The following is a 14,059-nucleotide window of genomic DNA, read 5'->3' on the forward strand; positions in this document are numbered from 1 at the left end:
CCAAACGGGATATCTCTTTAATACGAGATATCCCGTTGACATTCTGGACATTTTCCGTATATTTCAAATTTATGATCCGCTACTTCATAGCCTTGCAAATGCTCCTGCAATTCCCCCATCGGGCATGTAGCAATTTCTTTCGTTTTGCCGCATTCCATACAAATAAAGTGATGATGGTGGTGCGTGCTATCGCACTTAAAACGAAAATGCTTCTCACCAGACAATTCCGTCATTTCTAAAATGCCGAGCTCAACAAACAGCGATAAATTGCGATAAATCGTATCAAAGCTTAAGCCGGGATAGTCGTTTTTTAACGCCTCTAATACGTCTTTTGCTGTTAAATATTTATCCGTGCGCGAAAACAAATGCAGCATCTCTTCTCGCTTGCCCGTGTGCTTAAACCCTTTTTCTTTCATCAGCTGAATGGCTTGCGCAACATTCATTTCCTTATCCCCTTTTCCATTTTTTCCACCAAATTGTGATAAGCAAAATGCAGACAGAAAGCATCACAATCGTTCCGCCCGGCGCCAAATCTAGCTCATACGACAAAAACAATCCAGCAATTACCGACAGCTCGCCAAAGAAAACCGAATACGCAATCGCTTGCTTAAACCCTTTTGCCACACGAATGCTAGCGGCAACCGGAAGCGTCATTAGCGACGACACTAACAAAATGCCAACAATGCGCATCGAAGCCGCAATCACTAACGCCACTAATACAATAAACACAAAATGAATTGCCCTCGCCCGAATGCCGGAAGCAAGCGCATATTCTTCATCAAACGACAGAAGAAACAACTCTTTATATAAAAACCAAATCGTTGCGACAACGACAATGGCAATGCTTACAATGACCCACACATCTTGCCGGCTGACGGCACTCACGCTGCCGAACAAATACGAAAACAAATCCGTATTAAATCCGTTTGCCAATGAAATAAAAATGACGCTTAATCCGATTCCGCCGGATAAAATAATCGGAATCGCCAATTCTTGATAATGCTTATAGACGCTGCGCAATTTTTCAATCAACAACGACCCAGCAACAGAAAATCCCATCCCCATATACAGTGGATTCCAGCTGAGCAATCCGATTTTTTTTTCCATCAATAAGCTAGCAGCAATCCCCGCCAGCGTCACATGGCTCAACGCATCAGCGATTAACGATAACCGACGGACGACGATAAACACGCCTAATAGCGGGGCTACAAGCCCAATCAATACACCGGCAAAAAAGGCGTTGCGCAAAAACTCGTATTGAAACATCGCTTCAATCATTACAATCCCCCTAATGTTGGTGGGAAAGCACGTGCAAATGATGGCCGTAAAAGGCAGACAAATCATCGGCTTGCAACTCAGCAAACTCCGCTGCTTTCCCGTGGAAATATAAATGTTTATTTAAACATGCGACATGCGTTACTTTTTCGGTAATCGTTCCAACGTCGTGCGTCACTAACACAAGCGTGATGCCAAGATGGCGGTTTAGCTCTTCTAGCATGTTGTAAAAGTTTTGGACGTGATGAACGTCGACACCGACGGTCGGTTCATCTAAAATCAATAGCTCCGGCTTACTGACAATCGCTCGAGCGATAAAGACGCGCTGCTGCTGGCCTCCTGACAACTCCCCGATGTTTTGCTTCTGAAATTTTGTCATCCCAACCGCTTCAATCGCCTCTTTCACTGCATCCTTTTCCTTTCGCGTAAAAAAGCGGAAAAGACCGAGCTTAGCCGTTAGTCCACTAGCGACGACTTCTTCGACCGTTGCCGGAAAGCCGGTATTAAAACTATTCGCTTTTTGCGACACAAACCCGACACGGTGCCACTCTTTAAATTCCGAAATTGGTGTACCAAATAAAAAAATGTTTCCTTGCTGCGGTTTTAATAAACCTAAAATGCATTTTAACAACGTCGATTTTCCAGAACCGTTCGGACCAACTAACCCTAAAAACGCCCCCTTCGGTACGGAAAACGTCACATCTTCTAACACATTTTCTTTTTCATAACGGAACGACACGTGCTCCACTTTTAATGCTTCTTCCTTTGTCATGGCGTCTCCCCTGTTATTTAAGAATGATTACGATTTAGCTGCGAATATAGTATAGCGAAAACGAATTCGTTTGTAAACGAACGTTAATGAATCGCGGACTTAAACTTCGCCCCTCTTACTTCGTGCGTATTCATAATCGTAATAAACGCATGTGGGTCTAGTTCATACACAATCGCTTTTAACTTCGTCAATTCAAGGCGCGTTACGACGGCATAAATGACTTCTTTTTGTGCATCGGTATAGCCGCCTTTTCCTTGCAGCTTCGTCGTGCCACGTCCAAGCCGATGCAAAATTGCATCCGAAATATCTTCATACTGGTCAGATACAATGATGACCGCTTTCGTTTCATCGAGCCCTTCGATGACCGTATCAATCGTTTTAAACGCAATATAATACGTCATCACCGAATACATCGCTTGCTCTAGCCCAAAGACAAACGCTGCCCAACCGAAAATAAAAATATTCATAAACATCACAAACTCCCCGACAGAAAAAGGGAGCTGTTTCGTTAATAAAATCCCTAATATTTCTGTTCCGTCTAACGAACCGCCGTGGCGAATGACAAGCCCCACGCCAACGCCTAACGTCAATCCACCAAAAACGGTCGCTAAAATCGGTTCTTTCGTCAATGGCTCCATATGATGAAACATCCGTTCGACAACCGCTAAACAAACAATGCCAAAAATCGATGAAAACATAAACGTTTTCCCGATTTGCTTATAGCCGTAATACATAAACGGCGCATTTAACAACACGACAAGCGTCGCGAAATTTAAAACCGACCATTTCTCCGGCAAAATATAATCTAAAATAAGCGAAATGCCAATAATTCCCCCGTCAATCATTTTGTTCGGCATTAAAAATCGCTCAATCGAAAGCGCAGCTAACGATGCGCCAAGCAAAATAAGCAACAGTCGGTACAGCACATGCCCCGTACTTTCTTTTTTATGCTGCTTCTGCACCAATCTTACTCCCCCTTTTTCTTTATACTATAACACATTCTTCCACCACATTTCATACGATACACATAGATGGAAAGGAGGCACGATAGATGAACCTTTACCAGCAACTCATCAATCAAAAAATAAAAACGATTACGCCGGAAGAGCTTGTTGCATACAGCCACGATTATGGCATTCCATTAACGGTCGAACAAGCAAAACAAATCATTCACATCGCCCGCACGAATAAAATTAACGTATTTAACCCACAAGAACGGGCAAAATGGGTGCGAGAATTAGCAAAAATTACGTCCCCACAAACAGCGAAACAAGCAAATGAGCTGTTTTTAAAGTTTGTCAATAAAAAATAAGGCGATCTCACAGCGGAGATCGCTTAATTTTTTCCAACACTTCTTCATCAAACGATTGGGCGCGCAACATCGCGATTTCCAAACGATATGGCGGTTTTTTCTCGTTTTTATCATCGCCAACGTACGGCGTCTCTAAAATTTTTGGAATGTCCGCAAGGCTTGGGTGATGCACGATGTAATTGAGCGTTTCAAATCCAATATGGCCGAACCCGATATTTTCATGACGGTCTTTTCGGCTGCCGCGCGGGTTTTTGCTGTCGTTAATGTGTAACACTTTTAGCCGCTCTAAGCCAATAATTTTGTCAAATTCCTCTAACACCCCGTCGAAGTCATCAACGAGATTATATCCAGCATCGTGAACGTGGCACGTATCGAAACAAACCGATAGCTTGTCGTTATGCACAACACCATCGATAATTTTCGCTAGTTCTTCAAAGCGGCTGCCACATTCCGACCCCTTGCCCGCCATTGTTTCTAACGCAATTTGCACCGGTTGCTCACGGGTAATGACTTCATTCAGCCCTTCAATAATTTTCTTAATGCCTGCATCTATTCCCGCTCCGACATGCGCGCCTGGATGAAGAACGATTTGTTTCGCACCGATGGCAGCCGTTCGTTCAATTTCCGCGCGTAAAAAATCGACGCCAAGCTGGAACGTATCGGCATTTATCGTATTTCCGATGTTAATGATGTAAGGGGCATGTACGACAATTTCTTCAATGCCATGCTCTTTCATATGGGCAAGCCCTGCTTCAATGTTTAATTCCTCGATTTTTTTTCGCCGCGTATTTTGCGGAGCACCTGTATAAATCATAAACGTCGTTGCACCGTAAGAAACCGCTTCTTCACTCGCCGCAAGCAACATTTTTTTTCCGCTCATCGACACATGTGAGCCGATTTTCAACATCTCCATCTCCCCTTCGCTGCGCCATGGCTTATTTTTTCTTTAGGCGTTTCTTTTGCTTTTCGAGTTGTTCTTGCAGTTTTTTCTTATATCCTGGCTTTACTCGCTTCGGTTTTATTTTTTTTACTAGCTGTTGAATATCATCGCTTTGTTTTGCTCGTTTGCTCCGCTGGTTCCAAGGAGGCAAGTCTTCCCACTCTCCCCGCACAAGGTCGCGGTGAATAAAGGAAATCCCCTTTTTCTCCAATTTTATCAACATCTCTTGGTCGGAAGGTTCATAAATTGTCGTGGCGATTCCTGTGTAGCCAGCGCGCGCCGTTCGTCCGACGCGATGTACGTAAAAATCTAAATCGCTCGGCAATTCATAGTTAATGACATGGCTGACTCCTTCAATATCGATGCCGCGTGCCGCTAAGTCTGTCGCGACGATGAATGGAAATTCAAGGTCACGAATTTGTTTCATCATTTTTTTCCGCTCTCGCGGCGTTAAATCCCCGTGTAAAATCCCTACTTTTAGCCCTTTTTCGCTTAACGCATCTGCCACTTCATCCGCTTTCTTTTTCGTATTCGTAAACACGATGGCTAAATACGGATTATACGCGACAAGCATCTCATGCAATAGCTTTATTTTGTCACGATGGCGAAGAGGAACGAGCACGTGCTCGATGTTTTCTGCTGCTACTTGTTTTGGGGCGACATGGACGTATTTCGGGTTTTCCATATATTTTTTTAAAAACGGTTTTAACTTTTCTGGAATTGTCGCGGAAAACACAAGCATTTGCAATTCTTTCGGCATTCTCGCCGCTATTCGGTCGACATCGACAATAAAGCCCATATCGAGCATTAAATCTGCTTCATCAACGACTAGCGTCTTCGCGGTATGGACAAACAGCGCCTGCTCGCGAATTAAATCGTTAATTCTGCCAGGAGTCCCAATCACGATATGCGGCTGTTTTTTTAATTTTTCAATCGCCTTTTGCTTGTCTGTCCCTCCGATAAAGCAACGAGCTGTAATCGAGGCTTTTTTTGGACAATGCTTCGTGATGCGAAGCACTTCATGGTAAATTTGCGTCGCTAATTCCCTTGTTGGCGCAGTAATAACTGCTTGCACGTCATCGCGTGACGGGTCGATATGATGAATAATCGGCAGTACGTACGCATGCGTCTTTCCTGTCCCTGTTTGCGACTGTCCAATGACGCTTTCGCCGCGAAGGACGCTTGGAATAACGCGCTCTTGAATTTCTGTCGGTTGATAAAATCCAAGCTCTTTAATCGCTTCTATAATAAAAGGCTGAAACGAAAACCGTTCAAACAACGTTTCTTTCATGCACTTCTCTCCTTTCCTTGCAAACAAACCCGATTTACCATTATAGCGGATTTTCGCTTCTTCTCGCAACAATAGGCACTTAGGAAAAAACATTTTCTGTGATATTCGCATACTGTATGATAGAAAGTTGTTAGAAAGGAGGAAACAAAGATGATGCGACCACCAATGGTTCCCCCTCCATCCGCGCGCCCGTTTTCCTTTCCACGCTCTCCGTTTCCAACGCAGCCGTTTTACGGTGCCCCAAGAGCAGGCGGCGGATTGTTATCTCGTTTATTTTCCGGCGGCCAAGCAGCTTCGCCTTTTCGTGCGCTACCAATGCAAACGATGGCGAGTGGTGCAAGTAGCGCAGGCGGCGGAATTAGCGGAATGCTAACTAATGTGCAAAAAATGCTCGGCATTGCGCAAAACGTCATGCCAATGGTTCAACAATACGGACCGCTCGTCAAAAACTTGCCAGCGATGATGAAAATATGGAAAGAACTGAAAACAACGGATACAACCGAAGAGAAAAACGAAAAAGCAGAAACGAAAAAAGAAAAACAATCTTCCCCGCGTGAACTACCAACAGCGAAACAAGCTCCGAAAGAAAAACGAAAAAACGAGCCAAAACCATCTGTCCCGAAGCTTTACATTTAGTTCGTTTTTGTCTTCTCCCTCATTCTCCGCTATAATGAAAGATGTACAACGGAGGGGGGAAGAACGATGGAAGTCATTAAAATTACACCGCGCGGCTATTGCTACGGCGTCGTTGATGCAATGGTCATTGCGCGAAACGTCGCCTTAGACAAAACGTTGCCACGGCCGATCTACATTTTAGGCATGATCGTTCATAATAAACACGTCACCGACGCGTTCGCAGAAGAAGGCATTATTACACTCGATGGGGAAAATCGGCTCGAGATTTTAGAAAAAATCGACCACGGAACGGTTATTTTTACCGCCCACGGTGTCTCACCAGAAGTAAAAAGGCGCGCGCGCGAAAAAGGGCTTGTGACGATTGATGCCACCTGCCCAGACGTGACAAAAACACATGACTTAATTCGCGAAAAACTCGAAAAAGGCTATGACATTATTTACATCGGCAAAAAAGGGCATCCCGAGCCAGAAGGAGCGGTCGGCATTGACCCAACGCGCATTCATCTTGTTGAAACCGTCGCCGATGTCGAAAACCTTGCCGTCACCAATGAAAAAATCATGGTCACAAACCAAACGACGATGAGTCAATGGGACGTTGCACATATTATGGAAAAAGTGAAAGAAAAATATCCACACGTCGAAATGCATAAAGAAATTTGCCTAGCGACCCAACTTCGGCAAGAAGCAGTCGCCGAACAAGCGAAAGAAGCAGACGTGACGATTGTCGTCGGCGACCCGAAAAGCAACAACTCGAACCGGCTCGCACAAGTATCGGAAGAAATTGCGGGAACGAAAGCATACCGCGTCGCCGACGTCACCGAAATCGAAATTGACTGGATTAAAGACGCGAAAAAAGTCGCTGTCACCGCTGGGGCTTCCACACCAACGCCAATTACAAAAGAAGTCATCGACTTTCTCGAACAGTTTGACCCGAACAATCCAGCTACGTGGAAACGCGAACGAAAAGTGCCGTTGCAAAAAATTTTGCCGAAAGTCAAAACGAAAGGTGTCCAATAAGGACACCTTTTTCAAAAGATAAGAAAGAAAATTTTGGGTTCAAAGAGCTGTCTAGCTCCAAGCGCCATCGGCTCGAGTCGTTTCCTCCTCGGTGGGGCTTGTGCGCTCTTCGCCGATAGGCGGGCGCTTTGCGCTTTTCTTATACAAATGTAAACGGGTCGGTATGCACTTCTGACGCGAAAATAGAAACGTCCCATTTCCCCCCGATTTGTTGCTCTAAAAAGCGAGCTAGTCCTTGTTTCATCACTTTTTCTGCGTGATGCCCTGGGTCGACGATGTGAAGCCCAAGTGCCATCGCGTCATGCGCCACATGATAATAGACGTCGCCTGTGACATAAACATCGGCTCCACTCATTTTCGCCTGGCGAATATATTTATTTCCGTCGCCGCCAATGACCGCCACTTTTTTCACTTTGTCATATAAATTGCCGACAACGCGCACCGTTTGTACGTCGAGCGCTTTTTTTACATGCTCCGCAAAGGCACGAAGCGTCATTTCTTCCGGTAAATATCCGATGCGCCCTAATCCCCATGTCCGTCCTTTATTTTCTAACGGATAAACGTCATACGCGACTTCTTCGTACGGATGGGCTTTCCACATCGCCGCAATCACCTTTTTTTGCAGCGACGCTGGAAAAATCGTTTCTATCCGTACTTCCTCTACTTCTTCTAACGTTCCTTTTTCACCGATAAACGGATTTGCCCCTTCCTCCGGTAAAAATGTCCCAATGCCGCGGCTATTAAACGTGCAGTGGCTGTAATTTCCGATATGGCCAGCTCCGGCATTCCCAATCGCTTCCCGAACAGCGTATGCGTGCGTTTCCGGAACATAGACGACTAATTTTTTCAACGCTTCTTCATACGTCGGCACTAAGACGTCGATTTCTTGTAGCCCAAGCGCCTCTGAAAGCCAGTCGTTCACGCCGCCTGTGGCAATGTCTAAATTTGTATGGGCAGCATAAATGGCAATATCATGTTTGAGACATTTTTCGACGATTCGCCCTTGCGCTTGGTCGGTAATGATTTGCTTCAGCGGACGATACAACGGAGGGTGGTGGGCGATGATAAGGTCGACGTTTTTGCTAATCGCCTCATCCACCACCTCCTCCAGCACGTCAAGCGTCACCATCACGCGCTGAACGGGCTTATTGAGCGAGCCGATTTGCAAGCCAATCGGGTCTCCTTCCATCGCTAAGTGCTTCGGCGCAAATTGCTCTAACAGTTGAATGATTTCCTGTCCATTTGGAATTTTACTCATCGCGCAAGACCTCCTCGATTAACTGAATGTTTCTTTCTAGCGCTTCTTTCTTCGCCATCCCTTCTTTTGTCGTCGCCTTTTCTTCTAATTCCGCAATAATTCGCCGCCAATGCTCCATTTCTTTGCGCCATTTTTTCACAAATACATCGCTTCGTTCCGTTCGTAAAAACGGACCAACCAACAACTCTGCCTCGAAATCTCGGTATGGCTTGAAAGGATCGCCTTTTTCCGCCACTAACACCTCATAAATTTGCCCATCTTCTTCTAAAATCCGTTCGGCGATTAATTCCCAGCCGTTCGTAACCAACCATTTTCGCACGACATGTGCGCCAACATTCGGCTGCAAAATAAGCCGCTTCACTGTTTGCACTTTCTGCTTTCCCGCTTCTAAAATATGCGCAATTAACGTTCCACCCATGCCAGCGATTGTCATGCAATCGACTTCTCCCGCTTCAATGACCGCCAAGCCGTCGCCTTTTCGTACAGAAATGACGTCGCTTAGCCCAACTTTCATCACTTGTTGCTTCGCGGAACGAAATGGGCCGTCTGCCACTTCCCCTGCCACCGCTTGCACAATATATCCGTGCAAATACGCATAGCACGGCAAATACGCATGGTCCGAACCGATATCGGCTAAGCGCGCACCCTTAGGGATAAACGAAACGACCGTTTCTAATCGCTTCGATAGCTTTAATTCGTTCATTCTATCTTCCTTTCCTTCCAATAACAGTCCTCCGCTTCATTGTATCATAAACAAAAAACCCCTTCACCTAAGGCAAAGGGATTTTAGAAGTTATTGCAGTTTAGATAGCCATTTCGCCATTTCGTCTGCTTTGTCTGCAGGAACAAGACCAGATGGCATGTTACCGCGTCCATGTTGGATGACGTCTTTAATTTGATCTAACGAAAGGCGTTTTCCTACACCTTTTAACGACGGACCGACACCGCCCTCATAGTTCACCCCGTGACAGGCGCTGCACGTTTGTTTATAAAACTCTTCTGGATTTGCTGCAGTCGCTTTTTCTTCTGTTTTAGCGCCGCCTTTTTGCTCTTCCGCAAGCTCTTTTGCATCCCCAAGCCCCTTGAAAGAAAGAGCAATCGTTAGACCGATTCCCAATACCATAATAAGTACAAATGGGATTAATGGATTGCGATTCATCGTATTTACCTCCCTTTATGTATCCATCCTTTAAATGTAACCGCTATAAACAACTTTATTTTACTGTAAATCATCAAGAAGGAAAAGCCCTAATCTAAAATCTTGCAGAAAATCGTCGAAAAAAGAAAAGCGAAGGCGACTGGTTAGCTGCGACGGGGCGAATGTTCTTCCCCCGGAGAGGTGCTCGTCACCTCGAGGGGGAAGGTTATTTGACCCCCGAGCAGCTAGGAGCCGTAGCTAGACACCTCCGAAAAGCGAAGGCGACTGGGCAGCGCTCTTTCTTTTCAAAAATCAAAAAAAGAACGACCCCGTAAGTAATAGTAAACCGAGCACCCCAGAAATCGTTAAATATAAAAAACGAAAGCGCATCCCGATTACTATCCATAGAAAACAATTTAAAAAAATGACAAGCGACAATACCGCTTTTGATCCAGAAAAGTAATAGTCGCTCAGTCGCACCGTGGCAAGAAACAAAAGAAACGCCCCACTAATCAACGGCAAATGCACAAGTGCTTCTTTTCGCCATCGCCATATTGCCATTAGACAAATTCCGACAAAAAATGCCAAAAGGAGCATTTGCAAAACGAATGATAATTCAGTAAAATAAATGACAAGAACACCTGCTGGAAGCAATAAACAAATAAACAACAGAAAGAAAACCGTCGCCCATCGTTTTCGGCTAGGAGCGGCAGAAGGAGTAACTTCCCCTTCTGTATAAAGCGCTAACAAATAATCGCAATAATGCTCTGGGAGAAGACGGGACCGTTTCCAATATTCAATTTCGCGCACAATAATTTCACGTCGTTTTTCGTTCATGCCGATCGACCTTTCTATCGAAATAAAAATAGTTTACTTCCCCGCGAAGAAGTAAACTATTCATTCCCCGCTTTTTAAGCATTGCTCAAAAAGCGGAGAACGTTTTACTCTAAAAAGTCTTTCAGGCGCTTGCTACGGCTTGGATGGCGCAATTTTCGTAGCGCTTTTGCTTCGATTTGGCGAATGCGCTCTCTTGTGACGCCAAACACTTTTCCGACTTCTTCAAGCGTACGCGTGCGTCCATCATCTAACCCAAAGCGGAGGCGAAGCACGTTTTCTTCTCGGTCTGTTAACGTATCAAGCACGTCTTCGAGTTGCTCTTTTAATAGCTCATACGCCGCATGCTCTGAAGGCGACGTCGCATCTTGGTCTTCAATAAAGTCCCCTAAATGCGAATCGTCTTCTTCGCCAATCGGAGTTTCTAACGATACTGGCTCTTGGGCAATTTTTAAAATTTCGCGCACCTTCTCCGGCGTCAAATCCATCTCCTCTGCAATTTCTTCTGGAGACGGCTCGCGACCTAAATCTTGCAACAGTTGGCGTTGGACGCGGATGAGCTTATTAATCGTTTCGACCATATGAACAGGGATGCGAATCGTCCGTGCTTGGTCGGCAATCGCTCTTGTAATCGCTTGGCGAATCCACCACGTTGCGTACGTACTGAACTTATATCCTTTTCGGTAGTCAAACTTTTCAACCGCTTTAATTAGTCCCATGTTTCCCTCTTGAATGAGGTCTAAAAACAACATGCCGCGACCAACATAGCGTTTCGCAATGCTGACGACAAGGCGCAAGTTCGCTTCCGTAAGGCGACGTTTCGCCTCTTCGTCTCCTTGTTCAATCCGTTTGGCAAGCTCAATCTCTTCTTCCGCCGACAACAGCGGAACGCGACCAATTTCTTTTAAATACATACGAACCGGATCGTTAATTTTCACCCCAGGTGGAACGGTTAAATCATTTAGATCAAACTCTTCTTCTTTCAAATCATCTAAATCCGGGTCATCTTCTAAATCCGATTCGCTAATTACATCAATTCCTTGTTCTGTCAAGTATTCGTAATATTCATCCATTTGATCCGAGTCAAGATCAAAGCTTGCTAACCGTTCAGCAATTTCTTCATATGTTAATACACCGCGTTTTTTGCCTACTTCCACTAATTGTTCTTTTACTTGCTCTAACGTTGCATCCGTTTCGATTTGTTTTGAACGAGCTGATTTTTCAGCCATCTCGTCACCTTCCTTCTAAAACTTTCCCATCACACTACAATTGTTTTTTCATTTCCAAAATTTCTTGGGCGATGCGTGCCGCCTTTAAAAAATCTTTTTGCCGCTCTGCTTCCAGTTTTTCCTGTTCTTTTTCTTTTAGCTTTAACCATTTTGGGTAATTCAACACATGTTTCATATAGTCATTTAATTCTTGAGAAGAAAGATTTTCATTAATAAGCATCATCGACAGCTCGGTTACAAGCGGTTTTAGCTCGTTCGGCATGCGAGCTAGCAGGGCGCTAACGTCCGGTTCGTTTCCTTCTTCATAAAACGCGTAAAGGTAAGCAGCAATTGCCCGATGTTCCTCGATGTTAAATCCGCCTTGCACTGTCTGTTGGACGGTAAACGCGACGTCACGATTGCGCAACATATGGGCAAGCAACATCCGTTCGGCGTTATGAAACGCTGGGAGCAACTTTTTTTGCAACGGCTGCTGCCGCATCACATGCCGTTCACGCGTAGCATGTTCTTTCTTTTTGTAACGTGCTAGTTGCTGTTCTAAGGCAGCTAATGAAAGAGAAAACTCGTTCGCGAGCTGACGTAAATAATAGTCCAGTTCCACAGGAGAAGAAAGTCGGCTAATTTCGCGCAACGCTTCGTCAATATAACGAATTTGGTCGTTTTCGTTTTTTAAATTTTTTCCTCTACGCAAATACGCCAGTTTAAACGCCGTAAGAGATCGGCTTGATTCAAGGATGTTTCGCTGAAAAGACTCCGACCCGTTTCGGCGAATATACTCATCTGGATCAAGGCCATCAGGAATTGTTGCAATTTTCACATGGCAGCCGGCTTGTGCTAATAATTCGGCTGCCCGAACCGCCGCGTCCATCCCTGCTGAGTCCCCGTCATAACAAATGACGACCGTTTCTGCGTTTCGCCGCAAAATGCGTGCCTGCTCTTCGGTTAGTGCCGTCCCCATCGTGGCGACCGCATTTCCGACCCCTGCTTGCACCGCTGAAACAACATCGGCAAACCCTTCAAACAAAACAGCTTGCTGCTGTTTTCTAATCGGAAGGCGTGCTTGGTGAAAATGGTATAAAATTTTTCCTTTATGAAAAATCGGCGTTTCTGGGCTGTTTAAATATTTTGGCTGCCCCTCTCCAATCGCCCGCCCGGAAAACGCGACTGTTTCCCCATGATGATTATGAATCGGAAACATAATTCGGTTGCGAAAACGGTCAAAATAGTTGCCGTCTTCTTTCCGAATGACAAGACCTGCCTTTTCCATCAGCTCTAACGAAAAGCCACGGCCTTTTAAAAATTTTACCGCTACGTCCCAAGCTGAGGGAGAGTAGCCGATGGCAAACTGCTCGATTGCTGATGATGAAATACCTCGTGTTTGCAAATAGTGAAGCGCTTCTTGCCCCTCTTTTGTATTTATGAGCAAATGATGATAAAATTTCTTTAAAAGTTCATGCGCTTCGATCATTTTTTTTGTATCGTTCGTTTCCGTTGCCCGCTGCGGCTGTTCTTGGAGCGCGAAATGGGATAAATCCACGTTCGCCCGCCTTGCCAGCCGCTCGGCTGCTTCCACAAACGATAGCCCTTCGATGTCCATCAAAAACGAGAAAACATTTCCGCCTGCTCCGCAACCAAAGCAATGGAAAATTTGCTTTTCGGGAGATACCGAAAACGATGGCGTTTTCTCTCCATGGAACGGGCAAAGTCCGAAATAATTTCGTCCTTGTTTTTTCAGCTGGACGTACTCACTAATCACATCGACGATATCAACCGCTCGCCGGATTTCTTCAATTGTTTCTTCGGGAAGGCGATATCCCATATGAACAACTCCGTAATGTATTATTCTCGACCTATGTCTATTTTCCTGCGAGTTTCGACAAAATTTTTTCGAAACTTTTTCGAAACGTCTGTCGTTCTTCTGCGGAAAAACGTTTCATTCCTTTCGCATACACTCCTTGTCTTCGCTGTTTCGCATGCAGGTAGCGAACATAGAGCCGATGGCCCATTTCTTCTTCCGTATACACGTTTCCACGCGGAGAAACGACGTAAATATTTCGATGGACGAGCATGCTCGCTAACCCAACATCTTGCGTGACGACGACATCGCCCGCCTTCGCATGGTTGACGATGTATAAATCCACCGCTTCTTTTTCTGCATCGACATATACCCATTGCATCGGTTGGTCGTGCGAAAAATGGCTGTAGGAAGACACAAACACGCTCTCTACATTATATTGACGAGCGAGCGAAAAAATTTCTTGTTTCACAGGACAAGCGTCCGCATCGACAAAAATAGTCAAATCTCGCCGTGCATACGTTTCCTTTTCTACATGTTTCTCAAAAATCCTGCTTCTCCT

Annotated in this window: 16 protein-coding genes; 3 read left to right on the forward strand and 13 right to left on the reverse strand. The window is 45.1% G+C overall.

From position 1 onward, the window contains the following. Positions 1-17 precede the first annotated feature (17 nt). The 4 genes from GGR02_RS06410 to GGR02_RS06425 all read right to left on the reverse strand — a co-directional run bounded on the left by GGR02_RS06410 (position 18) and on the right by GGR02_RS06425 (position 3,012). Positions 18-443 carry a Fur family transcriptional regulator gene (locus tag GGR02_RS06410; RefSeq protein WP_183183909.1) on the reverse strand — a complete coding sequence of 142 codons (426 nt, stop codon included), beginning with the start codon at positions 441-443 and terminating at the stop codon, positions 18-20. Positions 444-447: 4 nt separating this feature from the next. Beyond that, on the reverse strand, positions 448-1,278 hold the full coding sequence (locus GGR02_RS06415) for a metal ABC transporter permease (protein ID WP_183183910.1): 831 nt from the start codon (positions 1,276-1,278) through the stop codon (positions 448-450). A gap of 10 nt (positions 1,279-1,288) precedes the next feature. Next, a complete protein-coding gene (locus tag GGR02_RS06420) occupies positions 1,289-2,047 on the reverse strand; it encodes a metal ABC transporter ATP-binding protein (RefSeq protein ID WP_183183911.1) in 759 nt (252 codons plus the stop codon). Between the two features lie 83 nt (positions 2,048-2,130). Further along, entirely contained in the window at positions 2,131-3,012 is an 882-nt protein-coding gene (locus GGR02_RS06425) for a YitT family protein (protein ID WP_183183912.1), read from the reverse strand. A gap of 86 nt (positions 3,013-3,098) precedes the next feature. Between GGR02_RS06425 and GGR02_RS06430 the strand changes: the two genes are divergently transcribed. Next, on the forward strand, positions 3,099-3,359 hold the full coding sequence (locus GGR02_RS06430) for a DUF2624 domain-containing protein (protein WP_183183913.1): 261 nt from the start codon (positions 3,099-3,101) through the stop codon (positions 3,357-3,359). Positions 3,360-3,366: 7 nt separating this feature from the next. Here GGR02_RS06430 and GGR02_RS06435 read toward each other — a convergent pair whose 3' ends face one another. Both GGR02_RS06435 and GGR02_RS06440 read right to left on the reverse strand, forming a co-directional pair. Beyond that, positions 3,367-4,266, reverse strand: coding sequence for a deoxyribonuclease IV (locus tag GGR02_RS06435; RefSeq protein WP_183183914.1), 900 nt, complete (start codon positions 4,264-4,266; stop codon positions 3,367-3,369). 28 nt (positions 4,267-4,294) lie between these two features. After that, the gene (locus GGR02_RS06440) at positions 4,295-5,590 is read right to left on the reverse strand and encodes a DEAD/DEAH box helicase (protein WP_183183915.1); all 1,296 of its coding nucleotides are present in this window, start codon (positions 5,588-5,590) and stop codon (positions 4,295-4,297) included. Between the two features lie 150 nt (positions 5,591-5,740). Here GGR02_RS06440 and vrrA point away from each other — a divergent pair, with 150 nt between their 5' ends. Together vrrA and GGR02_RS06450 are read left to right on the forward strand one after the other, a co-directional pair. Beyond that, positions 5,741-6,226, forward strand: a complete 486-nt coding sequence (gene vrrA / locus GGR02_RS06445; RefSeq protein WP_183183916.1) for a VrrA/YqfQ family protein — start codon at positions 5,741-5,743, stop codon at positions 6,224-6,226. 66 nt (positions 6,227-6,292) lie between these two features. After that, a complete protein-coding gene (locus tag GGR02_RS06450; RefSeq protein WP_183183917.1) occupies positions 6,293-7,243 on the forward strand; it encodes a 4-hydroxy-3-methylbut-2-enyl diphosphate reductase in 951 nt (316 codons plus the stop codon). Between the two features lie 139 nt (positions 7,244-7,382). On the opposite strand, the gene GGR02_RS06455 is transcribed toward GGR02_RS06450, so the two are convergent. The 7 genes from GGR02_RS06455 to GGR02_RS06485 form a co-directional block, all read right to left on the reverse strand. Beyond that, entirely contained in the window at positions 7,383-8,501 is a 1,119-nt protein-coding gene (locus tag GGR02_RS06455) for a Nif3-like dinuclear metal center hexameric protein (protein ID WP_183183918.1), read from the reverse strand. Beyond that, positions 8,494-9,204, reverse strand: coding sequence for a tRNA (adenine(22)-N(1))-methyltransferase (locus GGR02_RS06460; protein ID WP_183183919.1), 711 nt, complete (start codon positions 9,202-9,204; stop codon positions 8,494-8,496). The genes GGR02_RS06455 and GGR02_RS06460 overlap by 8 nt, the downstream gene beginning before the upstream one ends. A 90-nt stretch (positions 9,205-9,294) precedes the next feature. Then, positions 9,295-9,660 (reverse strand): cytochrome c550, encoded by a 366-nt coding sequence (gene cccA, locus GGR02_RS06465; RefSeq protein ID WP_183183920.1) that lies wholly within the window; start codon positions 9,658-9,660, stop codon positions 9,295-9,297. Between the two features lie 291 nt (positions 9,661-9,951). After that, a complete protein-coding gene (locus tag GGR02_RS06470) occupies positions 9,952-10,476 on the reverse strand; it encodes a hypothetical protein (RefSeq protein WP_183183921.1) in 525 nt (174 codons plus the stop codon). Between the two features lie 104 nt (positions 10,477-10,580). Next, positions 10,581-11,702: an RNA polymerase sigma factor RpoD gene (rpoD, locus tag GGR02_RS06475; RefSeq protein WP_183183922.1), complete on the reverse strand. Its 1,122-nt coding sequence runs from the start codon at positions 11,700-11,702 to the stop codon at positions 10,581-10,583. A gap of 34 nt (positions 11,703-11,736) precedes the next feature. Beyond that, a complete protein-coding gene (gene dnaG / locus GGR02_RS06480) occupies positions 11,737-13,521 on the reverse strand; it encodes a DNA primase (protein ID WP_183183923.1) in 1,785 nt (594 codons plus the stop codon). 37 nt (positions 13,522-13,558) lie between these two features. Further along, positions 13,559-14,047, reverse strand: coding sequence for a YaiI/YqxD family protein (locus tag GGR02_RS06485; RefSeq protein WP_229706113.1), 489 nt, complete (start codon positions 14,045-14,047; stop codon positions 13,559-13,561). Between the last annotated feature and the right edge of the window lie 12 nt (positions 14,048-14,059).

This window comes from Anoxybacteroides voinovskiense (genome assembly GCF_014196205.1).
GTDB lineage: Bacteria > Bacillota > Bacilli > Bacillales > Anoxybacillaceae > Anoxybacteroides > Anoxybacteroides voinovskiense.